Raw genomic sequence first — 24,327 nt, forward strand, 5'->3', positions numbered from 1 at the left:
TTCTTTTATTTCACTTGATAGTTTACTAAGTCGTTTGCTAATGCTTTCATCGTTTCGTTTGTTTCGTGAAGACCTTCAATAATTTTTGTGAAAGTGCCTACTAGCTCTGCCTGATGCTCAGAGGAAGCGACAATTTGCGCAATTTCTTCTTCCATTCCTTTGATCGATCCCTGCACATCTTTTAGGGCTGTTTCAATATCAGTCGTCGCCTGTTTCGCGTGAGTTGACAGCTTTCTCACTTCTGTTGCGACCACTCCAAAACCTGCTCCTGCTTCCCCTACTCTTGCAGCTTCTATTGATGCGTTGAGTCCAAGTAAGTTCGTTTGATCAGAGATACCTTTGATGAGATTGGACACTTGATTGATTTTAGAGGAATTTTCGACAGTGGTTTTCGTATTTTGTAGAATTTGTTCACTTGTCGCTTGTAGTTCCTCTGAATGTGCGGCAACCTGCTGTACCATTGCGACTAGTTTTTCGGAAGCTTCGTTGCTCTCCGTCATGATGTGATCTAATCGTTGTTGATTCGTTTGGTCATATGCCACACAGAAGGCAGCAACCACTTGACCTGATTCATCATTAATTGGAACGGCTACGATATCCATTGGAATCCCGTATACTTCTTTCGGAATTTGGATAAACGATGGTTCTCTCCCATTTTTCAGCATCGCAAAGTTTTGGAATCCAGCATCTAGTGCATCACCAGCTTTAAACCCTAAATCAATATTCCCATGCTGCTGATAGTAAAGAACCTTCTCTTTCCCTAAAACAGAAAAGGTTAGCTGCTCTCTCATAGCGAGTCCAATGATTGGTAAAGCGTCTATTATGTTATCGATTCTCTGTGACATTCGCTTACGTTCATCCTCTCTTTTTCTAGTACACCTTCTTTATCGGTCCGTTATATGATCTATTACAGCCTGTAATGTGTACTAATATCAATCAAATGACCTAAGACATATAAAAAGCCCACATTCTATCAAGAGAATGTGGGTGTTTTTTAAACAAAGTTAATGCACATGAAGACACTGATACCGATGAGAAAAAGATACATATAGTCAATCCATGAGGTGCTGATGATATGATAATACGTTCGCTCTCTCGTCCCTGTGAAGCCCCTGGCTTCCATTGCAATCGCTAAGCGTTCTGATTTTCGTACGCCTTGCGTAAAAAGGGGCAATGCATAACGCATAAAGGCTTTCCAGCTGTTTTTTTGCTTGTAGCCTCTGATTTTGTGTGCAGCTTTCATTTGTTTTAATTCACTTTGAAATAACGGAATAAACCGGAAGCCGGCAAGCATGCCATACGCCCATTTTGGGGACATTCGGCATTGATGAATCAGACTCATCATAAATGCCGTCAAATCTGTTGTGGACGTAAAAAGGAGACCAAAAGTCACAAATCCCAGCATTCTAAAAGCGATGGTGAGCCCATTTCTTAAACTCTCCTCTGTGATATGAAACCACGCCCACTTCCAAACGGTATGATCCCCCTTGCCGAAGGCCGCCATCATCCAAAAGACGAGAATAAAAAAGAGCAAATAAGGGACAAGCCTTGTAACGAGATACTTCATATTCCATCCACCTAAAACAACTCCAATGCCAAGAGCAAACAGCCAAATGATAAAGGTAGTTTTAGGGTCAGAAATCGACATGAGACAGCCCATCGCAAGCAGATGAGCGAGTAATTTCATGACTGGATTCACAGTAGAAAGAAAGGATTGATTACTTTGCAATCGTCAGCACGTCCTTTCTTTCTGCCACATAGCGATAATGTAAAGGAGCTCTCAGCTGATAAGCATCGACAAGTTCTTGATTTGAAAATAAATCATAAGGGGTGCCATCATACACATGCTTCCCTTGATGAAACAGAAGCACTTGATCGGCACACTCATCGACAAGCTCCATATCATGTGTGACCATCACAATGGTCGTACCTTGGCGCTGACGCTCTTTTAAACGCCTCATCAATTCCTTCGCCGTTTTTTCATCCTGCCCGAAAGTCGGCTCATCTAACAGCAATACATCTTGATCAAAAAGGAGCATCGTGGCAACACTTAATCTTCTTTTTTGCCCTAAGCTTAAGGTGAAGGGATGTGCTTTTGCATGATTCTCTAAACCGAACTCTTTCAGCAGCTGAACCGTTTTTTCTTGTACGACTGATTCTGGCCAGTTTCGCTGTCTGCCGCCAAAGGCAATTTCATCGAATACTGTGTCTTGTATAAATTGAAGCTCCGGATTTTGAAACACAAAGCCTGCTTTTTCATATAGTTCTCGGTCTGACCACTTTTTTAGGAGTGTATCTTTTAAGAAAATGTGGCCTTTTTTCGTTGGCTCTAAACGAACCAAATGTTTGAGAAGTGTACTTTTTCCACTTCCATTTTCCCCAATGATCGCCACCCAATCCCCTGATTTGATATCAAGCTGGAGATCACTCATAATCCTTTTTTTCCCGTAGCTTAATTGAAGATTTTCTGTACGAATCATTGTCTTTCGTTCGATTGATGGCACTTTTTCTCGCTGCTCTTTTCGTGTTTTAAAGGTTTGCATAAAGGTTTGACTCAGTGGATGAAATGGATCTTGAATGATCGTGGACCATTTCTCGGGAAATAATTTGGGCCGCCAAATTCCAGCCTCTTTCATTTCTTCCTCATATGCCGTGAGCACATCTTTTGGAGCTCCATCTGCTAAAATGCTGCCTTGATCATCTAATAAAATCACCCGGTCCATCCATTCGATGACACCGTCAAGCACATGCTCTACAAAAATCATGGTCTGCTGCTGACCGGCTGCAAGCTGCTGCAGCAGTTGAAATATGTCCATTCTACCTGCCGGATCAAGCTGTGCGGTTGGTTCATCAAAGAATAGAACATCCGGCTGTAATGCTAGTAAACAAGCAAGTGCCAATCGCTGCTTCATGCCGCCAGATAACGTGTGAATCTCTGTATGCGGATCGACATTCAGTTGGACTTTTTGCATGAGCTGCTGAATGGTGTCATCCATCTCTTCACGAGGGACGGAACGGTTCTCTAAGCTAAAGGCAATTTCTTCATTGACGCGGTGCATACAAAACTGAGAGTCTGGATCTTGAAACATCACGCCTGTATGTCTTTGCAGCACCACTTCGCCCTGCATGTCTGCTTCCACATGCTCTGGAATGATTCCAGCCAGAACCGAAATGAGCGTGGATTTCCCGCTTCCGCTCGGTCCTAAAATAAGCACCTTTTCCCCTTTTTGAATCGTAAGGGAGATTTGATGCAAAACGGGCTTAGGCTGTTCATAAAAACGGACAGAGAGTTCATTGCACGCGAGAAATGAATTCATGCTGTTCACCTTTGTTTCGTTTTTCTTTCATGATGGCATATTGATTCAGTACACCTGTTTTGGATAGTGCGTCTACCACCACTTTCGCAAGGCAGCCGCCAAGTATCATTCCACTGATAATTTGAGTCACAAGGGTCATAAGTAAAACTTGAGGCGTGTAATAACCAAAGCCATTTGCCACGAGACTGTACGCCATCGCTCCGATAGCGGCAAAGGCACCAGAGAGCATCAGTGTCCACATGCGATATCGTTTATAACCAAAAAGAGCGAAGGCGATTTCTGCCCCAAGCCCTTGGCATACACCAATTAGCAGAGCTGAAAGTCCGAAGTGGCTGCCTGTCAATAATTCCACAGCCGCGGCGGCTGTTTCCGCAATCAGGGCAGCTCCCGGCTTTTGAATGATATATGCAACGATTGGACTGGCAATGACCCATATTCCAAACATGATGTTGCCTCCTGCTGGGCCAACAAGTGCTGTAATCGGTAAGTATAGCGTGGACCATCCTAAATAGATCACACCGCACGCAACGGATAAAATCACCGCAAGGACGACTTCTTTCATCTTCCATGTCATGATGAATGCACCTCCAGTTGAACTGGCCACTCTTCAACAGTGAAGGCCATTTCCCAAAACTTGTACTCTAGCTGGCAGCTTAAGATAAAGTGCTGTTTCATTTTTTCCTTTTCCTTCTCACTTGCTGCTTCCGCCAACTGATCGAGCCGCTTGCAAAGCTCACCTGTAACAGAATCGGTTAATCCTCCATAAAACGTGATCCACTCATAAAACGGATGTGAAGGGTCCGGCTGCACATCTGTAAGCATTCGTTTCCCTATTTCCCAATATGTCCAAGGACATGGAAGCAGGACAGCGATGATTTCACCAAGCGTGCCTTCTTGCGCGACTTGCAGCATGTGATGAATATAGTGATGAGCACTCGGAGCCAAAGAAGCACCTTGGAGCTCATCATATGCTACTCCTGCCACTCGGCAAAGGTTTTGATGAGGATGCGTCTCACTATCTAGTACAAACGCAATCTGCTGATGAAAAAACGCAATATCCTCTCTGTCTGTACATCTGCTGAGCGCTGCTGCATAAATTTTAATGAATGCTTGTAAGTATTCTGCATCTTGTTTGATGTAATGAATGATTTGTTCCTTTTCCAGCTTTCCTGCTGCCAGGCCTCTGACGAACGGATGCTGATAAATGGCTTCAAATAACGGTTCTGCTTCTTTCCTTAATTGTGTAGAAAATGTCATAAAAAAAGCCTCCTCTTCTTCAGTTGAATAAATGAAAAAGCCACCCCAAATGGAGCGGCCTTCTTATCAATTCAATCATGAATAAGACAAGGTCCAGCTCCACTTCCCTCCGCTAGTACGAACTAGATCAGGTTCAAAGGGTCCAAGATTTTCTCTTGTCTCAGTCATACATGACTCCCCTAGTGGACTTTTGTCATTTAATTACCTTTACTCTACACATGTGGCGTTTTGATGTCAACAGCCTTTCTTAATTCAACGTTCTGATTGTTGGCAGCTTCTCGATCCCTGCAGCATAGTAGAAATTCAGCACACTGAAGAAATCAATCGGCTTTCCTGTTTTTAAATCTACAGCTAAAATATGATCACCGTAATTTGTCATATCATCAATATCTAAGCGTCTTGGTGTTGTCTTCCCGAGTGTATCAACAAAGGTATCATGGTAATATTGCCCGCTTGCATATGATGATTGATGGTACATAAACAATGTCTCAACATCTAAGTAAACGAGGATGGCTTCTGAGGAGCTCGCATAAGGAGCTGAGTATGACACAGGAGCCGAAATGTTTTTTACTTTCACACTTGAGATTGAATGAGTTCTTTGTTCGTATTTTCCATCATAAGAGAAATAAAAAACACGCTCCCATTCATAATTTGCTGTCTTTGTTTGCTTATTGTATACTTTTGTACCATTTGCAAATACATCACCGTTTGCATACTCAGCTACAAAATATTGCAAGGTGGACGAAAGAGATACAGCCCCCGTGAAATTGGGCGGGTTTTTTGCATTTACTTGTATCGTGTAGGAATCTCCAAATTCTCCGCCGCTTGTAATACCGAATGCATAATCACCTGCTGGTAAGCTGGTCAATCCAAGCAGGCTGCCTGCCGGTTGAATCAAATCTGTCGGGTAGGCTTGTCCTGTTTCATAATCAACAACAAATAATTGAACAAAATAATCAGGGTTTGAAGAGGTAATCCGGCTGATGAGTGCCTGAGGTGAAGATGTGCTTAAAAACCATAAATCAACTGGGTCGTCCTCTGTTAAGACAGCCGATTGATTAATAGCTAGTCCATCAATGGAGCGAACGGCAGACGTGCGCATTTTGCCTTCTTTAGCAGCTTTTCGTTTGATACTGATTCCTTTCTTCTTATTCACTTTAAATGATTTTTTCACTTGCTTCTGTTGAATAGCGGTTCCTTCATCCTGCTTTTCAAACGATTCTTGCACTTGCTGAATCGCTTTTTCCGTCAGTGGTGATATTTTCCCTTCTGATTTCGGTGCTTCTTCTGCTTTTAATGCTGGTGACAACAAACCTGTTGCGACGAGTAAAACAGATAGTAAAGCTGCGGTGATTTTGACATAAAATGCTCTCACAGGAACATCCCCTTTTTCCTCATTTGGGTTTTTTACCCTGTGATTATTTTACCATTATTCTAATTACTGTTTTGGTCTTTTTTGGGACATTTTTATAACAAAAAAACCAGCCGCATGAGTCACGACTGGTTTTTGATCGTTTTATGCAATAGTTTTGACAAACAAGCGTGCTGTTTCTGCACTTGATCCCGGGTTTTGTCCAGTGATGATTTGTCCGTCAACGACAGCAAATGGCGCAAAGGCGTCTCCTTTTTCAAACGCTGCCCCCTGCTCACGAAGTTTTGTTTCCAATAAAAATGGAACCTTTGATGTCAGCTGCACGGCTTCCTCTTCTTCGTTTGTGAAGCCTGTGATTTTTTTGCCTTCGATAAATGATTTGCCATTTTGGTCCTTCACATCAACGAATGCTGAAACGCCATGACAAACGGCTCCGATCGCACCATTTTTATCTGAAACTGCTAAGATCGCATCCGCTACCAGTTGATTAGACGCAAAGTCGATCATAGGGCCGTGCCCTCCAGCAAAGAAAATTCCGTCATAATCAGCGGGATTCACATCTGTAAGCGCCTTTGTGTCTTGAAGTAATTCATATACATCTTGATATTGCGCTGGGACACCTTCAGGAATTGAATTTTTGTCAATTGGTACAGTGCCACCTTGAATAGAGACAATTTGTACTTCTAGTTCATTTTCTTTAAAGATATGAAATGGCTCTGCCAACTCTTCTAGCCATAAGCCTGTTGGATGTCCATTCATTTCTGGGCTGCTTGTCGATACTAATAACACTTTCTTACTCATCTTGATCATCCTTTCGATTTATCCTGTGGTTATTTTATATTTTGCACAATTAAATATCAAGCAATATGACTTTAGGCCAGCTCATTATGTTATACCCGATTTTCTAAAAAATATGGTATGACTCGAAATCTAATCAATATGTCACATTCTATTGGTAGGGAATTTCATGTAAAATTGTCATTGAGTGATATAATATGAGGAAAGATTGACAGATCTCTCGTCACATGAGGGGATTTTTAAAGGAGTGGAAAAGAGATGAAAACCTATTCGATTGTGATGATCATCATCACGCTCTGTATTATATTGGCCGTCTTTTTGATGAACCTAACGGGGGTCATGTACGGAAAAATCATTTTGGCCGTTGCCGTAGCCCTTTGTCTAACATCCATTATTCGTTTGATGGGTCTTCGAAAAAGATAAAAGCCGCCCTCACCAGGGGCGGCTTTATTTAAGATTAGATCGCCAGCATCAGTGCAATGAGTGCAAGCAGTGCTGGTACTCCTTGTTTGATGATAATTGATTTATTGGATGTTACACCGCCAAATACTGCTGCGATGATCACACAAAGAATGAAAAACAGCTGAATCATATATCCAACGGTATTCGATCCAAGAATGAGCCCCCAAATGAGTCCTGCAGCTAAAAACCCGTTATAAAGCCCCTGATTGGCAAACATTACTTTGACATTTGGATCTTTTTGCAAGTGTTCTGGCAGCTTAAAAGACCGCTTCGCCATCTTTGATTCCATAAAAAACATTTCTAATAACATGATGACAATGTGTTCTAATGCGACAATTCCTACTAAAATCATTGCTAAAATATTCAATTTAGTTAATTCCTTTCTGATAGACGGTCACGAATCTCTATTTTGTCCGTGTATAAATCAAAGTCTTGTATTAATTCTAGCGCTTCTGTAAAGCGACTTTGTGGAATGTCTTTCATTTTTCTCACGCCGAATTCCTTTTTAATAAAAGCCATGATGGTATTGATATGAAGCTTACCGTGGCCATCATACTCCAAATGGCTGCAAAAAGTCTGCATCGTCCCTCGAATCACCTTTAATTGCTTGGCAGTGACACAACTCATTGGTAACGCTCATCCTTTCCTTTGTTTTAACAGCTAAAAAGAATCATGGTTGAAAGAAAAACCTTCCAGTGTCTATTATATAATGGTTTCATTCGGATATCAAAATAAAAAAGAACAGACATTCGATTTAAAAAACAATCGTGCCCTCACAATCCTTTTCTCACATATCAAAAAGCCGGATTCAATGGTAGAATCCGGCTTTCTATTTAGTTACTTTTCGAAATTAATACCTTTCCAACAGAACGATCCTTACTTTGTCCAACGACTTTAAAGGATAACCCATATGTCGGTACATCGCGTCCTGCATCTGGGTTGTTTGGATTCACATAGTTCTTTTTATCACTAAATGTACGAGCCGGTCGAATGTAGCGATCTTGCAAAGTTAAGCCCGTTGTTGCTGTATAATCTATATTCAGCTTCGTACTTGGATTCAAAGAGAATGCTGCATCATGTACTTGGAACCCTGTGGCGGCAATGGAACCGTCACTCCATTTTAATACTTGCTGATCTGCATCTACTACGCCAAGGAATCCGTTCCCCGGATGTTTTCCTACCCAGTTATCACTGTATGATTGATCGACATACCAAACGACCAACCCGTTATTATAGCTCATCAGACTTGCCCCGCGTTTAATATGCTTTAAGCCTTTATCGACATCAGCATAAGAGCGCCACTCTAGTAAATAGTATTGTGCTGCATATTGTTTTCCATTAGATTTTGAGAATCCATTAAAGGTAAAAGTAGACGTGCCCTCGGCATCATCTGACCATACTTTCGCTCCATCTGCGGTGATGTTCAGGTCATCTACGAATAAGCCCGGAAGTGCATAGCCTGCATCAGTTGTGTAACGGAATTGCAGGTCGATTTTCTTCCCTGCATAAGCAGACAGGTCAAAGGCTGCATCTACCCAGCCGTCTGATTTTCCGTCGATGCCATTGCCTTCGTTTGCACCTGCTTCATTTCGATCATTCGTGATGTTACCCGCGATGGTCTTCCATTGATCAGTCCCTGTTTCACGCACTTCGACATACGCATAATCATAATCTTCTTCAATATCGTACCATGCTTTAAATGTCAGCTCTGCTTTGCTTCCTTTTGACAAATCAATACCTGTTGTCGTCATGGTTGCATTCAAATTGTCACCCGTTCCGCTGAAGTACGAATATTCCCCTTGAGCAGGTGTCGTGACGACAATCTCTTTATCTGGTAAATCGACTCGAACGGCATCATGGTTCGTTCCTTTTGTTGCTGCTTCATCAATTAATACTGTTTTGCTTTTCTTTAATGTTTTACCATCGATGGTTTGTCCAGAAAGCCAGTTGCCCCCATGCAGATTTTGAAGCATTTCTTTCGCATATGGGCTAAAGCCTGTTGGTTCCGTACCAGGAACTTTACCTGCCCAGCTTCCGCTTGACATGATCGACCAGTAAGAAACGGGCTCTCCTCTGCCTGTGTACTGTGTATCGTACTCGTCAGGAAGACCAAGATCATGTCCGAATTCATGTGTGAACACACCTGCTGCGCCATCTTCAGGCTCGATGGTGTAATCCAACGCGCCTAATTTCCCGCCTTGACCAACTTCAGATTCAGTATCCGGAATTTCAAATACATCACCAAGTGACCAGCGGTGTGACCAAATCGCATCAGCGCCAAGTTGTCCGCCGCCTGCTTCTTCACCTACGCCGGCGTGAACGACCATCAGATGGTCAATGATGCCGTCTGGCTCGTTATAAACCCCGTCGCCATCAATATCATAGCGATCCCATTGATCATACTCGCTGAGATCAATATTCGGATCTTTTGCTGCTGCTTCGAGTGCTTCTTTTACCAATTCGCGCGGTCTGCCGTCACTGCCTGAATCGTCAGGTACGTTCCCGCCGTAATAAGCTGCTTCATGCTTCGCTGTATACCATCCTGCAACTGTTCCACTAACTGTGTAACTGCCGCCAGACTGCTTTTCATAATATTGCTTCATGGATACTTTCCGTTTCCCATCTGGACCGATGTAGCCATTTTTTCCGAAAAGCATATCTTGATAGTGCTGTTGGTCGTACTTGTCATAGTACATATCAGTCTCTTCTTTTTTGATACTATTATGCTTATAATCTTTAAAATCTACTAATAAAACCAATACTTTATCATTGCGGACGTCACCTTTATACTTTTCCTTTTTGACCGGTTTTACTTGATTGCCTTCTTTTCCTTTATGCTTCTTTAATTTTTTCTTTTTGGCAAGTTTGTTATGTACCTCTTGTTTGTATTCTTTCAGGAATTCAGGCTCTTCTGTTAAGGTGCTGGCACTTTGTTTCATTGCCGATTCTTCTTTTTTCTTTAGATAGTTCTTTAATGCTTTTTGGGTTTCTGCCTCATTGGCATTCTTTTTGATCTTTCCTTGTTTTTTCAAGGCTTTGATAAGACGGTCTTCATTCACGACACTTGAGTCAAATGGAATACCTGAATAATGACCGCCATCTGAGGATGTTGATTTTTCTGTGGTGTGGGCAAATAGAGGGGTGCTGAAAGCTGTCAATGTGCCTAAACTTAGGACAGCGGTTAGTGCAATTTTCGTCCATTTCCCTTTTTTCATATTGGTTCCTCCCTATTTTGGTAATAAATAATATCTAATTCTAGCATATTCCAATATAGTTAAGTCGAAAAACATTTTATTTTCAGAAATTTTGTGGAAAATGCACAATACGTGAATGAAATGGGTGGAACCATTTGTCGAAAATAAAAGAACCCTAGGCGATAACCGCCTAGGGTGTTTGTTGTTTTTCTATGAAAGCTGCTGGCCTTGAAAAGCAACCACGTCAAGTGGAGCGGCTAAGAATTCTTTTGCCTTCGCTACGAAAGCCTGGAAATGAGCACTTGCATTATGGCTCTGAACCGCAGCGTCATCTTTCCACACTTCTACCATTAAAAATGTATTTTCCTTTTCTGTATCCTTGAACAGCTTGTAGGAAACATTGCCTTCTTCAGCCTGTGAAGCTTTCATTAATTCGTTGATTTCTTCTAAAAATACGTTTTCTTTTTCTGGATGAATGGTCATCCCTGCATGAATAATGATCATGTGATCGTCTCCCTTTTTTAAAAATTATTTCCACTCTGTGATACGGTCGATCGGTAAACGGTAAGATGCATAACCTTCGTCAGCCGCTTTCCCAATGGACAGAAGCATGACTGGTACATAACGTTCTTTATCCCATCCAAATGTTTCAGCGATGACTTCTTTATCATATCCGCCAATTGGATTTGTATCATAACCGTGTGCACGTGCAGCAAGCATAAGCTGCATAGACACAAGTCCACCGTCAATTAAGATTGTTTCACGATTCACTTGTTCTGGAAGAGCTTCAAAATGTGCAGTTAATGCAGCAATTTGTCTTTCTTTCACTTCTTGCGGCATGTAGCCATTTTCTACTGCTTTTGAATAAATTTCTTCTAAGTATTCATTGTTTTTCATATCTGCAAAAACTGCAATGACAGCTGCTGATGTTGACACTTGAGTTTGGTTGAATTTTGCAAGTGGTGCAAGCTTTTCTTTTCCTTCTGGGCTGTCAATCACCATGAAGCGCCAAGGTTGTGCATTTACTGATGATGGTGCAGTTGTTGCTTCTTCTAAAATCTCTGTCATTTCTTCTTTGCTGATTTTCACAGATGGATCATAGTTACGAATAGAGCGGCGCCCTTTCATAATTTCCATAAAATCGTTTGTTTTTAATGTTGTAGCCATGTGTAACACTCCTTTAGGTTGTTTGAATCTTTTCGATGTTTTGTTGTATACGAATGAGCACATCAGTGAGAAGCCTTCGTTCTTCTTCACTTACGTTTTCAAGCATTTCTGAGATAAATCGTTCTTTTTCTATTTTAGAAGCTTCGATTCTCGTTCTGCCTTCCTCTGTTAAGCGGACAAGTGTGACTCGATTATCTTCTGGTTTTCTTCTGCGTGTGACCATTCCTTTTGTTTCCAGCTGTTTTAAATGACGCGTCACAGCTGCACTATCAATATTTACTTTTTTCTGCAAATCTGATTGGCTGATTTCATCGGCTTGGAATAACAGCGATAGCAACTCAAGTCTTGATTGGCTGATGCCCGTACATGCTTCGAACTTCACGCCCATCATACGGTTCACGCACTGCAAACGATATAATATCTCTGCCTCTTCAGAGCAAAATGCAGTCAATGCCATCCCCTCTTTTCTATTCAGAAATCAATTACTTGATATATCAATCATTGACTCGTCAATTAATATACACCCATTGTTTGATGATTGCAAGAGGTTTGTTTCATAAAGTGAATTTTTTTATTTCAATAGAAAAAGACGCGCCTAAAATAACCATAAAAAAAGACAAAAGCGACGAATCACATTTGTCCTTTTTCTTTATTCAGTAATGACCGTGTGGATCAATGTTGGTGCATCGGCATGATCAGCAATGCGGATGTTGTCATAAATTTTCTCCATGACATTTGCAACATCTTCACGATTCGCATGCAGAGTCACAAGTGAATCTCCTTTTTCAACACGATCTCCCACTTTTTTGTTCAGCATGATGCCGACAGATAGGTCGATATCGTCCTCTTTTGTTGCGCGTCCTGCTCCAAGGATCATCGCTGCAACACCAATTTCATCCGCGACGATTTCAGCTACGACACCTGATTCTTTGGCAGGTACTTCAATTTTGTAAGGTGCTTGCGGCAGTTTTTCAGGCTGATCCACAATTGAGCTGTCTCCACCTTGGTTTTTTAAGAATTCCTTGAATTTCTCAAGTGCTTTGCCGTTTTTCATCACTTCAATCAGCTTTTCTCTTGCTTCATCAAGCGTTTCTGCTTTTTTCGCAAGAACGACCATTTGACTTCCTAAAGTGAGCACAAGCTCGTTTAAGTCTTCAGGACCTTCGCCTCGGAGTGTGTCAATCGCTTCTTTCACTTCAAGGGAATTCCCAATCGCTAATCCTAGCGGCTGAGACATATCAGAGATGACCGCCATTGTTTGTCTGCCTACGTTGTTACCGATGCGAACCATGGCTTTTGCAAGCTTTTCTGAGTCTTCTGGTGTTTTCATGAAAGCACCTGCGCCTGTTTTCACATCAAGTACAATCGCATCTGCACCAGCAGCGATTTTCTTACTCATAATGGAGCTTGCAATAAGCGGAATTGAGTTAACAGTTCCTGTCACATCACGAAGAGCATACAGCTTTTTATCAGCTGGTGTCAGGTTGCCTGATTGCCCAATGACCGCTACTTTATGACGGTTCACGAGCTCGATGAATTCGTCTTTTGTAATTTCTACGTGGAAGCCTTTCACCGCTTCAAGCTTGTCCACTGTACCGCCTGTATGCCCAAGGCCGCGCCCAGACATTTTCGCAACAGGTACATCTAGTGCTGCAACAAGAGGGGCGAGTACAAGCGTTGTTGTATCGCCTACTCCGCCTGTTGAGTGCTTGTCTACTTTAATACCGTCAATGGCAGACAGGTCAATTGTATCTCCTGAGTTCGCCATAGCGAGTGTTAAGTCTGCACGTTCTTGATCCGTCATATCTTGGAAGAAAATTGCCATAGCCAAGGCACTTGCTTGGTAGTCAGGAATTGTTCCATCCGTATAACCTTTGACAAAGAAAGAAATTTCCTCTGAAGATAATTCTTTTCCGTCACGTTTTTTCGCAATGATATCTACCATTCTCATTGTTTTCACCATTCCTTTTTTAAAATTAGAAAATTAAACCGACTACACCTGCTGTTAAGAAGCTGACAAGAGTTGCACCGAATAACAGCTTTAATCCAAATCGTGCGACGACGTTCCCTTGCTTTTCGTTTAAGCCTTTGACTGCTCCAGCAATGATACCGATAGAAGAGAAGTTCGCAAATGATACAAGGAATACAGAAATGATCGCTTCTGTACGAGCAGTGAAATGCAGACCGTCTCCAGATAAAGCGAGCATCGCAACAAATTCGTTCGATACCATTTTGGTTGCCATAATGCTTCCTGCTTGTACCGCTTCGCTCCAAGGTACACCAACAAGGAACGCAAATGGAGCAAAGACATATCCAAGTACATCTTGGAAAGAAACACCAATGACTGCTGTAAAGATACCGTTAATCATCGCAATTAATGCAACGAATCCAATCAACATTGCAGCAACAACAATCGCTACTTTGAAACCATCCATAATGTATTCACCAAGCATTTCGAAGAAGGATTGTCTTTCTTCCTCGACAACTTCAAGCATGTCTTCGTCCTTAGACACTTCATATGGATTGATGATCGATGCGATAATAAATCCACCAAATAGGTTCAGCACAAGTGCTGTAACCACGTACTCTGGTTTAATCATTTGCATGTATGCACCAACAATCGACATCGATACCGTCGACATTGCAGATGCACATAATGTATAAAGACGCTGCTGAGGTAATAATCCAAGCTGTTTCTTAATAGAAATAAAGACTTCTGATTGACCTAAAATCGCAGACGCTACTGCGTTGTAAGATTCTAGTTTCCCCATACCGTTTACTTTACTAAGCAAATATCCGATTCCGCGTACGATAAGCGGAAGAATACGCCAATGCTGCAGGATACCGATTAACGCCGAGATAAAGACGATCGGCAGTAAAACATTGATGAAGAAAGTGGACGCATTATCATTCATTAACCCGCCAAATACGAAGTTGATTCCTTCACCGGCATAGCCTAGAAGCATTTGGAATCCTTTTGCAAAGCCTCCGACTAGGAAGTTTCCAACACCTGTATTGAGCAGAATATAACCTAAAATAAATTGCAGTACAATCATGACAATTACTGGACGGAATTTCACTCGTTTTTTCCCATTACTAGCCAGCCATGCAATGGCAAGAATCACTAGCAAACCGATGATACCAATCACGTATTTCATGTTTTTCCTCCTTGAATGAATTCGTTTACATTAATGTGCTTGTATGGAACAAACCCTATTTCGTAAACAAAATGCGGAAGAAATTCCCAGAAGTGAGATCCTTCCGCATATGACTTTTTCATCATTTATGAGTCATGAATGTTATCCTACCATAGGATCGTATGAATTAATAGTCTTTCGAAGGAGCTGATTGATCCCCTTTGATAATGGAAACGCCTGCACTAGCGCCAATACGGGTAGCACCTGCAGCTGTCATTGCCTCAACGTCTTCTTTTGTTCTCACGCCGCCTGATGCTTTCACACCGATGTCAGGTCCTACTGTTTTACGCATTAATGCGATGTCCTCAGCAGTCGCACCGCCTGTACTAAATCCAGTCGATGTTTTCACAAAATCAGCGCCCGCTTTCACTGAAAGTTCACAAGCTTTGACTTTCTCTTCATCAGTAAGTAAACATGTTTCAATAATGACTTTCACTAATGCTTTGCCTTTTGCTGCGTCTACAACTGCACGAATATCTTGTTCAACCACATCATATTCGCCGTCTTTCAATGCCGCAACATTGATGACCATGTCCACTTCTGTAGCACCGTTTTCAATGGCATCCTTTGTTTCGAATGCTTTTACCGCTGTTGTGTTTGCGCCTAACGGGAAACCGATGACTGTACATACATCTACACCTGTTCCTGCTAGTTCTTTCGACGCTAGAGATACCCAAGTTGGGTTTACGCAAACAGATGCAAACTGATGAGTCTTTGCTTCTTCAAGTAACTGCATAATTGCAGCTCTAGTTGTATCTGGTTTTAGTGCTGTATGATCAATGAGCTTTGCTATCGTCATGCTTCACACTTCCTTTTAATTATGATACTTTCATCATATATGACAGATGAACAATTGTAAACACGGTTATGAAATTTTGTTCATCTATTTTGTGACATTTAAAAGAGACCTCGCTGTGTGCTGATCGATGATCAATACATTCGCATATTTTCCTCTTAGTGCGCCGTGTATAGAAGCCACTTTTCGATGACCGCCAGCGACAAGAATGGATCGTTCTTTTGTCCTTAAATCATCTAACTCCACGCCAATTGTGCGATTGTTAATGGCTTCACTGCAAATGCGTCCATCTTGATCATAAAAGCGCGAGCAAATATCTCCAACACTGGATTGCTTGAGGAGCGCTTTTTCTTCTTCACGGAAATAACCTAGTCTAAACAAAAGTGCTTCATCTCTTACCGTTCCAACAGTAAACACAGCGATATTCGCCTGCTTGCCCATTTCAATAATTCGCTGAATATGTCTGTCCTGCTCAACCATCTCTTTGACGGCAGCACTATCAAATACTACAGGAAGCGGCAAATAGCGCGGTGCTGTTTGAAAGGCCTCAGCAAACAGCTGGATGGTTTCCGCAGAATATGTATTCACTTGAGAGTGGCTGATTCCGCCCTTGAGCTGGACAACCTCTACACCTTTTACCTGTTTAGGTTGCATCTTTTGTGCAATTTGATACATAGTCGTTCCCCAGCTCACGCCAACGATATCACCGTCTTTCACCGTTTCTTGCAAGTAATCTGCACCAAATCGGCTCAAATAATCGGTGATGGTTGGATAGTCGTCCTTTGGCGAAAACACCACATGAGCTTCGAGCAGGTCATATTTTTCCTTGAGCAATGAAGAAAGCTCATTTAAATCCTCAAACGGATCCATCACCGTAATCTGGACGTACCCCTTCTCTTTCGCATATTGAAGCAGACGAGATACAGTCGGTCTCGACAGGTCGAGCTGTTTGGCAATTTCCTGCTGGCTGTAATCAGACAAATAGTAAAGCCTTGCCGCTTCAATACTCAGCTGTTGTTTCTCTCGATCCATTCATACGCCCCCTTTTTTCTTCTATCATAACAAATTGTTCACCTCAGCATGCACAAATGTTCATTTGAAGAAAATTGTATAAGCGGCATGAAAGGTCTCATTCTTTTCTAATGTTTGAATCCCAAACTTCTCTTTATACTGTCCATTCGTCCCTTCCCTATCGGCGATGCCATACCACGGCTCAATACAAACAAAAGGAGCCATCGTTCCTTTTTCTTGATCATAAGGCGACCAAATGCCAACGAAAGGAAAGCCTGTGAGATCGACCTCAACTCCGTGACCTGCACCTGAAGTCAATGACACTCGATTGATATGGCTAAAGATCATCGCATCAAGCTGAAAAAGCTCCGGTCGAAGCTGGATCGACTCAAGTTCAATACCTTTTTCTTTCTCTCTGACAAGTGAATTCCGCAGTTCATATTGCACAGGGAGATGCTCAGTGGAAGGTGTCAATGTGAGTGAATAATCTGCTGTTTGCTCGCCTTCAAGAAGAGGAATACGAAATGCTGGGTGCCCTCCAATGGAGAAATACATCGTATCCTCTCCGTCATGATCAATTTCCCAGGAAATCTTCAGTCCATTTTCCAATAGTTCATAACGAATTCGCGCTGTAAATTCATACGGGTATTGCTTCACATGCCGGCCTCTTGATTCATATTGAAAGGTCACCGTATGCTTCGTTTCTTCATATAAATCAAAATTGACATCACGTAAAAAACCATGCTGCGTGAGCTCAAAGGTTTGCTCGTCAATCTTGTATTGGTCATTCATTAATCGCCCAACAATCGGAAATAAGACAGGCGACACCCTGCCCCAATAAGCTGGATCACCAGACCACATATAGTGACGCCCGCTTTCCTTGTCAAGCACCTCCCTGACCTCCGCTCCCTTTTCATGAATCTGAACCAATAACTGATCATTTTCGATCGTTCTCATTCAACACATCCCCTTTCCTTCTTCATTTATTATGACAGGGATTTTGGTTTTGAGTATCAAATTCGACATTTCTTAACCCATCAATTAAAAAAATTTTAAAAAAGACAGAAATTCGCCAACAAAATGTAATGCTGATTCGTCTAATCTTATATAAAATAAAAGAATCGTTGCTCTTTTGAATGAACAACAAAAAGAAGCGTTTGACATTGATGGGGGATTCATTTTCATGAACAGCAAGGAAAATCGTTTTCGTTATATTTTAGGATTAGATGGACTAAGAGCCGTTGCTGTATTGGCAGTCATTGCTTATCACTTACATATCGGACCCGCAAGCGGCGGGTTTCTTGGCGTTGATTTATTTTTTGTCATTTCTGGTTACTTGATTACAACGATCTTGTTACATAAGCAGGAATTAGGCTATCAAGAGCTTTTGCCATTTTGGATGGGACGGATCAGGAGGCTTCTTCCAGCCGCTTACATCATGATTTTTATAACCGTCAGCTGGTGCGCGATTGCTGGATCAAATGCATTATTGTCCATTCGTGGCGATGCCATATCGTCCTTTTTTTATGTCAGTAACTGGTGGTACATTTTTCACCAGCTTTCATATTTTGATAGCTTCAATGCCCTATCTCCACTGAAAAATTTGTGGTCTCTGGCAATAGAAGAGCAATTTTATATCATTTGGCCGGTACTGTTGATTGCAGGGCTGAAATGGGTAAAAAACAGATCCCATCTGCCTATGATCACCTTTGGACTTGCACTTGTCTCTGCCTTATGGATGGCGATTCTTTATTCACCAGATACCGATCCAAGCAGGGTTTATTATGGAACAGATACTCGTGCATTTGCGCTCCTGATTGGATGCAGCCTGGCATTTGTGTGGCCTATGCAAAGACTATCCAGCAAAAGATTACTTCCTGTTGGCAGACGTATTTTACATATTGCCGGTTTCGGTTCGTTTGCGATTTTCCTTTTTTGTGTTTATGCAGTGGACGATTTCGATGCCTTTCTCTATCAGGGCGGCATGCTTTTATTCTGTCTGAATGCGGCCATCTTAATTGGGTGCGTCTGCCACCCTGCAAGTCTTATAGGGAAATGGCTGTCCTTTCAGCCGCTCGTCTGGCTAGGTAAGCGGTCTTATGGTATTTATCTGTGGCATTACCCCATTATCGTACTGACCACACCGGTCATTGAAATTGGACAGCCTTCCATAGCGCGTGTCACATTGCAGCTCATCGCCATTTTACTAGTTGCTGAGGCTTCCTATCGCTTCATCGAACAGCCGATCCGCCAGCATGGCTTCAGACAATATTTTTCCTCTTGGTCTATTTGGAAAAAAGGAATCAAACAGTGGTCTACATCTAATAAGGTGTTCCTTGGGATCACCGCAGCTCTTTTGATCTTATTTATCATTGGCATGTCTAACTCGTCCACTTCCTCCCCACATGTGAAGGAAGTGACGCAAATTAAGACAGCACCGAAAAAAACAGCCGAACCATCGGAATCAAAAGCGAAGAAAAAGAAAGAAAAGCACGAGAAAAAAGCAGCTGATCAAAAACAATTTCACCAAGTTCTTGCCATTGGTGATTCTGTCATGCTAGACATTGCGCCGAATCTCGAAAAAGCATATAAACAAATCACCATCGATGGGAAAGTTGGCAGACAAATGAACGAAGCCGTCAGCATTGCCCCTCAATACAAATCATTTAATCAATCTGATGCCGCTGTTATCATTGAACTCGGCACAAATGGTTATTTTACTGAGGACACGCTGAAAGCATTCATTCAAAACTTTTCTAAGGCACATATTTTCCTAGTGAATACGAGGGTTCCAAGGTCATGGGAAAATGATGTGAATGCGGTCATTCAGCGAGTGGCTGATCAAGATCAAAATGTCACCTTGGTCGATTGGCATTCAGCCGCTACTGGACAGCCATCCTATTTTCAGTCCGATGGTGTCCACCTTTCAAAAAAAGGTTCTGACACACTGACACAGCTCATCACAGCAAGCATTAAGAAAAAAGGGGATGTGTCAACGTCATCATAAAAAGACTAGCAGAATGCTAGTCTTTTTTTCAGCGTGATAGAAAACCTTTGCAGTCCTAGGAAGGGCGAGTACCGGCGCGGAGCGAATTTGACATTCGTGAGCACCGGCACGCAGACCTGACACCGAATGCGAGGGTTTGTCTGCACGCTGAGACTAGCAGAATGCTAGTCTTCTTTTATGCCGTCAAAAGGCTGGCCCTTATCGCTAATGTCTGCTCTTCCCTTGTTTTTTGATCCACCAAAGCAAAATGCCCGTTCTCATATGCTAGTGAAAATAATTCTTCAATATGAAAAATCCCTGGCTGAAACCGTTTGTTCAATAAATGCAGGGCCGCAGCACAGGCGACTTGAGCTGTTGCTTGAGACTCGTCGTGTCCTTTTATTCCAAGCGCGGCATGATGAACCTTTTTCCCATCCGTCCCTGCCGCTTCCACTTTGACCGCATATTGATCTGTTCCCACTTGAGAAGATTGTATCATTGAAATGGCTCGATCCTTCATTTTCGGTAATGTAAGGAACGACGTCAGTCCAAGGCTCCTTGTGAAGGCCAATGCACCCGTCGCTAGACGTGAATCAAAACAAAGCCTTGTCGTCACAGTTGGCACATGAATTGTGGAAGGCAATGTCTGTTGATCAGAGAAGGGGAATCGATAGGCATACCGCTTTCCAAGCTGTCCACCAAAGTTGACCGGTCTGCCTCCAGTAAAGCTTTTCACTCTTTTCTGCTGATCATGTTCAGTGAGTTCATATTCAGTATGGACATGATCAATCGTCCATTCAATTGCGGCTTTTCCATGCTGATCCCCCAATCCAAGCATAATCCCAATATCTATTTGATCCACTGATGAAAACATAGAAGCCGCTTTCGCAGCTAATAAATTTGTAAGACCGGGCGCGAGGCCTACACTGAGCAAAGCCGTTGCACTGATTTGCTGCTGATCCAGCTGTGCCATTTGCTCCATATACGCCCCTTTTGCAGAAATATCGATATAATCAATGCCTGCCCGCAGAACGGTTTCAGCAAATGACGTGTCTTCTTGATCGAGACACATGATCACCAGCTTTGTTTCATTCATCCAGTCAGAATCTAATGGCTTTCTAACATCTAGTTTGTAAGGACGGACTCTGCCTTTGGTCTGCTGTGAAAATTGTTCAGCCTTCTCATAGCTTCTCCCCGCCGCAACAATTTGCCCTTTATACACTTCACTTAACTGTAGACATATTTGCTGTCCGACATGTCCATAGCCGCCAATTACCATTACCTGTGATCTCATCTCTCATCCGCCTTTCTACGACCTCGCTTGCAAACAAGCCCTTTGATCATTCCTGCCTGAAAATAAGGTCTGATGTCTCGAAACCCCGCCTCAATTAAATGTCCCCTCATTTCCTCCTCAGGCACAGGATATGTTGCACGTCCCAGTCTGTCATGAAAGGACGAAAACACTTCTTTTCCTAGACCTTGCCGCTTCATGAAAAGAGACAGCATATGAAGCTCTTGCTGAAATGCGCTGGAATTCATCTCTCCTTGTATAAATGCTAGTACAAACGGGGCCCCTGGTTGAAGCCTTTGTGCAATCTCCTGTAAAAATGGCAGCCGATTTTCTACAAAATGAATCACGAGCAGGCTCACTGCGGCATCGTAAACAGCTTCAGCAGACACCTTGTTTAATGCGGTCTCATACCATGTGACACGCGTCTCCATATGGAGCTTTGAAACCCGCTGTTTCGCCATATCCAGCATAGATGCAGAGGGATCGACTCCTGTGATGAGCCAGTCTTCTTTTCTCTGAAGCATGTTGATGATCTCTTCGCCCCCACCCGCTCCGACAGTTAGAATACGAGAGGCCGCTCCCTTTATTTCAGTTTCTAATACATCTACTGATAACTCATGCAAAAGGTGATAGCCGGGTACTTTATGTGAAATCGTTGCTGCGTATGATTCAGCAACAGGGTCGTGCCAATGCTGGTTTCCTTTCATATGATTCTCCTCCAGTTCCTTTCCGCTTTCCATCGTTTCCTGTACACTAACGATATGACATCTTTATTGTAAAAAGAGGCACCAGAAAAAACGATCCCTAAAAGTGGGGGTTTTTGAGGAGGAGATCCTGTGGTCAATCCAGCCACTCATTTTCAGCAGCTAAGGCAGTACATTCGGGACGAACTTGCTGCTGTCATTGATTTTGATGCCGCCTGTATCACAACCATCGATCCAGCCACTCTCCTCTCGACAGGTTCCTACACTGATGAACCGATTGAAGAAATTCATGACCAGCTCTTTCAAAATGAATTTTTAAAAAAGGACGTGCATCAGCATGAGTTTCTAGCCAAAGGCCCTATTCATGCTGCGAGTCTCGTCCAAAGCGGAGAATATCTGAGCAGCGAGCGCTATCTGCATATTTTGATACCTAACGGTTGGTCTGATGAATTGCGGGCAGCCCTTGTGATCCAAGGAGAATGCTGGGGTATCGCCAGCCTTTATCGTCAACAGGGCAAGGAACCTTTTCAGAAGCGAGATATACAAGCAGTCATCGATCTAACACCGTCACTTGCAGCCAAGCTGAGAGATGAGATTTTCAAAAAAAGGGACACTGAAGATGATGATGCGGCGGAGCAGCAAGGATTTCTCATTCTTACAACTCATTACAAGCTTCTTTATGGAAATGAGACAGGGCTCCATTGGCTTCATACATTTCAAGTCTTTGAGCAAATCCATGACCAAGCCGTCATGCCCCGGCCGTTCAGAGCATTAGGCGCTAAACTTTTATACGGCGGCACCGATCAAACAGCAGCAAGCATCACAAGAATGCCTACGGGGGTCTTTCTTTCCCTTCAAGCCTTTCGATTGGCGCAGGCTGACGGGCAGGAGGAGGCTGTCATGATTCACATCAAACAAGCCCAAACAAATGATATTCTTCCTTATGCAGCGAAAACGTACAGGCTAACAGAAAGAGAGATGAACGTCCTCGACTGCTTATTAAAGGGCCAGTCGACAAAGGAAATTGCGAGTACGTTATATATTTCACCCCATACCGTTCATGATCATGTGAAAGCGATGCTGCAAAAGACGAATTTAAGCAGCAGACGTATGCTTGTTTACTTTTTCTCCAATATATAAAAAAGCGGCTACCGCACTGGCAGACCGCTCTTTTCTTATTTTCCTAAAACCAGCTCATGCAGGACATGTGCTACTCCGGCTTCATTATTAGATTTTGTTACAACATCTGCTACGGCTTTGACATCATCAATGGCATTTCCCATAGCGACGCCGCAGCCCGCAAACTCTAGCATTGAGACGTCGTTCCCGTTATCACCAATAGCCATGACTTCTTCACGAGGAATTCCCAGCTCCTTCGCTAGAAGCTTCACGGCATTTCCCTTACTCACATCAGGATGCAGGATTTCAAGGAAGAAATCTGTACTTTTCACCATCATATACTTTTCCTTCACTTCAGATGGGATGGCTTGTATCGTTTTTTCCAAACGTTCTGGCTGATCAATATACATCATCTTCGGAAGCCTCATAGATGAATCTGCCTCTTCGACAGGTAAATACTTAAGCGGCAGTTTTGTTAAATAGGATTCAAGAACTGTGTATTCACTAATATCGCGATTCGGTGTGTATAAATTGGCTGAATCGAAATAATGCATCGGTGTATCCAGCTGACGGCTCAAATCATATAAAGAAGCTAAGTCATCATAGGATAATGTCAGCTCTGACACCACTTCATTTGTATGGCTGTTTTGAACAAGTGCTCCATTATACGCGATCACATAATCTCCCTCTTGATTAAGCTGAAGATCAGCTAAATAGCGATTTACTCCGCCAATCGGCCGGCCTGTACATAAGACAATTTTAATTCCTTCTGCCTTAGCCTGTTGAATGGCTTCAAACACTTCATCCGGCACCATATGTTGATCATTTAATAACGTACCATCCATATCAATTGCGACTAATTTATACATTCACTGGTCCCCTTTTCTCAGCAAAAACGTGCTGTCACTATTTTGAGCCACCATTACGATGATGACAGGTTATTTCATTACTATTTACCTATTTTAGCCTATCGTTTTTTCTTCACGCTGTCTACTTGTTCATATCTGTAACAAATATCACATGAGTCTACTCTATTATAACGCATTCTATTCATCGCGCTGATCCCCCATTTGAAACTAGTAAAACAGAACAATTGTCCACCACTATAGAATGTTTTGAAACGAGTAAATCTAATTGTATGATGGATAGCAAAGAAAGGAGGTGCAGGGAATGATTACGTTTACGAGAGGTAAATTGTCAAAAATGTCTGGTGTACATATTGAAACCATTCGTTTTTACGAAAATGAGGGAGTGCTCCCAGAGCCAAAGAGAGCACATAACGGCTATCGTCTATATGATAAAAAATATGTACTCATGCTGTCATTTATCACGGAAGCGAGAAAGCTAGATTTCTCGCTTAAAGAAATTCGTGAAATTATCAAATCACTTTTCGAAAAACAGTCAAAAACAGAAGCTGAACAGCTGCTCGAGCAAAAAGTCGAAGATATCCAGCACTCTATTCAAGAGTTAAAAAAAAGGAAGGCAGCTATTCAATTGTTAACAAAGCAAACATTAGCAAATATCAGCTGATTGTAAGGGCTGCCAAAGGTGTGCCGGTGTTGATCACTGGCACACCTTCGCTCAGGTATCTCAGTACACGTTCAATGAAAACATCGGTTATACTAGAGTCAGCTTAAACGAGTGGAAGGGGTTTTG

The 24,327-nt window shown here is 42.4% G+C and carries 24 protein-coding genes, 1 pseudogene and 1 riboswitch; of the genes and pseudogenes, 4 read left to right on the plus strand and 21 right to left on the minus strand.

Translation table 11 applies throughout. The features are described from left to right. Window positions 1–5: 5 nt before the first annotated feature. From MHB66_RS18230 to MHB66_RS18260, 7 genes are all read right to left on the minus strand, one after another. Window positions 6–845, minus strand: coding sequence for a methyl-accepting chemotaxis protein (locus tag MHB66_RS18230; RefSeq protein ID WP_025093771.1), 840 nt, complete (start codon window positions 843–845; stop codon window positions 6–8). A 149-nt stretch (window positions 846–994) separates the two neighbouring features. Further along, window positions 995–1,729 (minus strand): energy-coupling factor transporter transmembrane component T, encoded by a 735-nt coding sequence (locus MHB66_RS18235; protein ID WP_046312731.1) that lies wholly within the window; start codon window positions 1,727–1,729, stop codon window positions 995–997. Next, window positions 1,719–3,317 carry an ABC transporter ATP-binding protein gene (locus MHB66_RS18240; protein ID WP_046312729.1) on the minus strand — a complete coding sequence of 533 codons (1,599 nt, stop codon included), beginning with the start codon at window positions 3,315–3,317 and terminating at the stop codon, window positions 1,719–1,721. Before MHB66_RS18240 ends, MHB66_RS18235 begins: the two co-directional genes overlap by 11 nt. Then, on the minus strand, window positions 3,292–3,891 hold the full coding sequence (locus MHB66_RS18245) for an ECF transporter S component (protein WP_025093768.1): 600 nt from the start codon (window positions 3,889–3,891) through the stop codon (window positions 3,292–3,294). Before MHB66_RS18245 ends, MHB66_RS18240 begins: the two co-directional genes overlap by 26 nt. Further along, on the minus strand, window positions 3,888–4,574 hold the full coding sequence (gene tenA / locus MHB66_RS18250; RefSeq protein WP_041118280.1) for a thiaminase II: 687 nt from the start codon (window positions 4,572–4,574) through the stop codon (window positions 3,888–3,890). The genes MHB66_RS18245 and tenA overlap by 4 nt, the downstream gene beginning before the upstream one ends. 87 nt (window positions 4,575–4,661) lie before the next feature. After that, window positions 4,662–4,765: riboswitch (TPP riboswitch) on the minus strand. 56 nt (window positions 4,766–4,821) lie between these two features. Next, a complete protein-coding gene (locus tag MHB66_RS18255) occupies window positions 4,822–5,949 on the minus strand; it encodes a hypothetical protein (protein WP_034281378.1) in 1,128 nt (375 codons plus the stop codon). Window positions 5,950–6,090: 141 nt separating this feature from the next. Next, window positions 6,091–6,747, minus strand: coding sequence for a type 1 glutamine amidotransferase domain-containing protein (locus tag MHB66_RS18260; RefSeq protein WP_024427546.1), 657 nt, complete (start codon window positions 6,745–6,747; stop codon window positions 6,091–6,093). A 255-nt stretch (window positions 6,748–7,002) separates the two neighbouring features. On the opposite strand from MHB66_RS18260, the gene MHB66_RS18265 reads away from it, so the two are divergent. Beyond that, a complete protein-coding gene (locus tag MHB66_RS18265) occupies window positions 7,003–7,167 on the plus strand; it encodes a hypothetical protein (RefSeq protein ID WP_003214630.1) in 165 nt (54 codons plus the stop codon). A 34-nt stretch (window positions 7,168–7,201) separates the two neighbouring features. Here MHB66_RS18265 and MHB66_RS18270 read toward each other — a convergent pair whose 3' ends face one another. The 11 genes and pseudogenes from MHB66_RS18270 to MHB66_RS18320 form a co-directional block, all read right to left on the minus strand. Next, window positions 7,202–7,573 carry a DUF1304 domain-containing protein gene (locus MHB66_RS18270; RefSeq protein WP_034281380.1) on the minus strand — a complete coding sequence of 124 codons (372 nt, stop codon included), beginning with the start codon at window positions 7,571–7,573 and terminating at the stop codon, window positions 7,202–7,204. 5 nt (window positions 7,574–7,578) lie between these two features. After that, complete coding sequence (locus MHB66_RS18275; protein ID WP_012011773.1) at window positions 7,579–7,833, minus strand: ORF6C domain-containing protein; 255 nt, start codon at window positions 7,831–7,833, stop codon at window positions 7,579–7,581. Between the two features lie 206 nt (window positions 7,834–8,039). Further along, window positions 8,040–10,421 carry an immune inhibitor A domain-containing protein gene (locus tag MHB66_RS18280; RefSeq protein WP_046312726.1) on the minus strand — a complete coding sequence of 794 codons (2,382 nt, stop codon included), beginning with the start codon at window positions 10,419–10,421 and terminating at the stop codon, window positions 8,040–8,042. 189 nt (window positions 10,422–10,610) lie between these two features. Continuing rightward, the gene (locus MHB66_RS18285; RefSeq protein ID WP_024423933.1) at window positions 10,611–10,904 is read right to left on the minus strand and encodes a putative quinol monooxygenase; all 294 of its coding nucleotides are present in this window, start codon (window positions 10,902–10,904) and stop codon (window positions 10,611–10,613) included. Window positions 10,905–10,928: 24 nt separating this feature from the next. Beyond that, window positions 10,929–11,567, minus strand: coding sequence for a nitroreductase family protein (locus MHB66_RS18290; RefSeq protein WP_041118286.1), 639 nt, complete (start codon window positions 11,565–11,567; stop codon window positions 10,929–10,931). A gap of 13 nt (window positions 11,568–11,580) precedes the next feature. Further along, window positions 11,581–12,065: pseudogene (locus MHB66_RS18295) on the minus strand (MarR family transcriptional regulator). Between the two features lie 151 nt (window positions 12,066–12,216). Beyond that, window positions 12,217–13,518 carry a pyrimidine-nucleoside phosphorylase gene (locus MHB66_RS18300; protein ID WP_046312723.1) on the minus strand — a complete coding sequence of 434 codons (1,302 nt, stop codon included), beginning with the start codon at window positions 13,516–13,518 and terminating at the stop codon, window positions 12,217–12,219. 25 nt (window positions 13,519–13,543) lie between these two features. Then, entirely contained in the window at window positions 13,544–14,725 is a 1,182-nt protein-coding gene (locus MHB66_RS18305) for a NupC/NupG family nucleoside CNT transporter (protein ID WP_041118288.1), read from the minus strand. Window positions 14,726–14,891: 166 nt separating this feature from the next. Further along, complete coding sequence (gene deoC / locus MHB66_RS18310; RefSeq protein WP_024423938.1) at window positions 14,892–15,563, minus strand: deoxyribose-phosphate aldolase; 672 nt, start codon at window positions 15,561–15,563, stop codon at window positions 14,892–14,894. Between the two features lie 84 nt (window positions 15,564–15,647). Beyond that, window positions 15,648–16,592 (minus strand): sugar-binding transcriptional regulator, encoded by a 945-nt coding sequence (locus tag MHB66_RS18315; protein ID WP_046312720.1) that lies wholly within the window; start codon window positions 16,590–16,592, stop codon window positions 15,648–15,650. A 60-nt stretch (window positions 16,593–16,652) separates the two neighbouring features. Next, window positions 16,653–17,528, minus strand: a complete 876-nt coding sequence (locus MHB66_RS18320; protein WP_041118294.1) for an aldose 1-epimerase family protein — start codon at window positions 17,526–17,528, stop codon at window positions 16,653–16,655. Between the two features lie 226 nt (window positions 17,529–17,754). Here MHB66_RS18320 and MHB66_RS18325 point away from each other — a divergent pair, with 226 nt between their 5' ends. Then, window positions 17,755–19,578, plus strand: coding sequence for an acyltransferase family protein (locus tag MHB66_RS18325; RefSeq protein ID WP_046313457.1), 1,824 nt, complete (start codon window positions 17,755–17,757; stop codon window positions 19,576–19,578). Between the two features lie 175 nt (window positions 19,579–19,753). On the opposite strand, the gene MHB66_RS18330 is transcribed toward MHB66_RS18325, so the two are convergent. Together MHB66_RS18330 and MHB66_RS18335 are read right to left on the minus strand one after the other, a co-directional pair. Continuing rightward, entirely contained in the window at window positions 19,754–20,851 is a 1,098-nt protein-coding gene (locus MHB66_RS18330) for a saccharopine dehydrogenase NADP-binding domain-containing protein (RefSeq protein ID WP_046312717.1), read from the minus strand. After that, complete coding sequence (locus MHB66_RS18335; protein WP_046312715.1) at window positions 20,848–21,555, minus strand: class I SAM-dependent methyltransferase; 708 nt, start codon at window positions 21,553–21,555, stop codon at window positions 20,848–20,850. Before MHB66_RS18335 ends, MHB66_RS18330 begins: the two co-directional genes overlap by 4 nt. Before the next feature lie 129 nt (window positions 21,556–21,684). Between MHB66_RS18335 and MHB66_RS18340 the strand changes: the two genes are divergently transcribed. Next, the gene (locus MHB66_RS18340; RefSeq protein WP_046312713.1) at window positions 21,685–22,692 is read left to right on the plus strand and encodes a helix-turn-helix transcriptional regulator; all 1,008 of its coding nucleotides are present in this window, start codon (window positions 21,685–21,687) and stop codon (window positions 22,690–22,692) included. A gap of 35 nt (window positions 22,693–22,727) precedes the next feature. Here MHB66_RS18340 and yidA read toward each other — a convergent pair whose 3' ends face one another. Next, on the minus strand, window positions 22,728–23,540 hold the full coding sequence (yidA, locus tag MHB66_RS18345) for a sugar-phosphatase (RefSeq protein ID WP_046312710.1): 813 nt from the start codon (window positions 23,538–23,540) through the stop codon (window positions 22,728–22,730). A gap of 301 nt (window positions 23,541–23,841) precedes the next feature. Here yidA and MHB66_RS18350 point away from each other — a divergent pair, with 301 nt between their 5' ends. Further along, window positions 23,842–24,201: a MerR family transcriptional regulator gene (locus MHB66_RS18350; protein WP_039182663.1), complete on the plus strand. Its 360-nt coding sequence runs from the start codon at window positions 23,842–23,844 to the stop codon at window positions 24,199–24,201. Window positions 24,202–24,327 lie beyond the last annotated feature (126 nt).

The organism is Bacillus sp. FSL L8-0167 (assembly GCF_038630295.1).
GTDB classification, from domain to species: domain Bacteria; phylum Bacillota; class Bacilli; order Bacillales; family Bacillaceae; genus Bacillus; species Bacillus safensis.